This window comes from Ruegeria sp. CDSC045 (assembly GCF_059610725.1).
Map to the genome: position 1 here is coordinate 1 of NZ_JBXWOE010000026.1, position 1,356 is coordinate 1,356.

The 1,356-nt window shown below is 55.2% G+C and carries 1 protein-coding gene; it reads left to right on the plus strand.

Features of this window, described 5'->3' with window-relative positions; all coding sequences use genetic code 11:
* Positions 1-86: 86 nt before the first annotated feature.
* Positions 87-1,112, plus strand: a complete 1,026-nt coding sequence (locus tag AC2FH6_RS21395; RefSeq protein WP_496704189.1) for an IS110 family RNA-guided transposase — start codon at positions 87-89, stop codon at positions 1,110-1,112.
* Positions 1,113-1,356 lie beyond the last annotated feature (244 nt).

The window sequence follows — 1,356 nt, forward strand, 5'->3', positions numbered from 1 at the left end:
TGGCGAATGGATGAGACTCTGAGTAATTGAGCGACAGCTCTCTTGGCCGGTGCATGATGGCACCGGAACAATGACAGGAGAGCAAAATGGAACAGTGTTTTGTCGGGTTGGACGTATCGAAGGCCGAGACTTCGATGTGCGTATGTGATGAGAACGGAGCCACCGTGTTTGTGGTTAAGACAGTGACGGACCCTGATGTAATCTGTCAGGCGCTGCACAAATATGGTGGCTCCATCCAATGCGTCGTCCTGGAAACCGGCCGAATGGCGAACTGGCTTTATACCGAGCTGTCGGATCGGGGCCTGCCGATGGTGTGCATTGACGCGCGCCAGGCGCATGCGGTTCTCAGCCAGATGCATAACAAGACCGATGCCAATGATGCTGCCATGTTGGCCGAGCTGGCGCGGACAGGATTTTATAGGAAGGTCGAGGTCAAGAGCCGGATCGCCCAAGAGCGGCGAGCCTTGTTGAAAGCCCGGGAGGTGGCTTTGAAATCACGTGTGAATGTTGAAAACACCATCCGTGGTTTGCTGGCCAGTTTCGGGCTTCGGCTGCCCAAGCATCTTCAAACCTACGAAGAACGGGTCCACGCGATCCTGAAAGATCGGCCGGTCTTGTCCAGTGTCATCCTGCCTTTGCTCGACTTGCGGACAGCAGCCCTGCGGCAAGCGGCAGCCCTGAGCAAAGAAATGGTGCGCCACGCGAAAACCGATGAGGCCTGCCAACGACTGATGACGATCCCAGGCGTTGGTCCCGTGAGTGCCGTGACCTATGTTGCAACGATTGATGACCCGCGCCGATTTGCAAAATCAAGATCGGTCGGTGCTTATCTCGGCCTAACATCCCGGCGATATCAGTCAGGGGATATCGACTATGGTGGCAGAATATCGAAACGCGGCGATCCCATGCTGCGCTCAACACTTTACGAGGCCGCCAGCAGCTTGTTGAACCGCGTGAAACCGGGCAAGGGGCTGGAACTCCAGAGATGGGCTCGATCTCTTAAAGCCCGTACCAGCCACAAGAAAGCAATTGTTGCCCTGGCGCGAAAACTCGCTGTCCTGATGCACGCCATCTGGACAAACGGTTCAACCTTTCAAATGAAGGAGGCATAGCCGAGAGAACAAGCATACTTCCCGTTCACGAGTTGCCGTACCGACCAACACGGCAGGCTGTCGACCGAACCCGTTCGATCTACATGCGGCTCACAATCCAGACCGCGCATGAAACCTTAGGGGGTTGATGCCTTGAACGCCGAGATGAAGCTCCAATAGGATGACTTCGGAAAGAACCTTGCAGGTGGTCGATACCGGACTAATCTCACCGAGAGCTGCTGCTCAATTAAAGAACGTATATCAA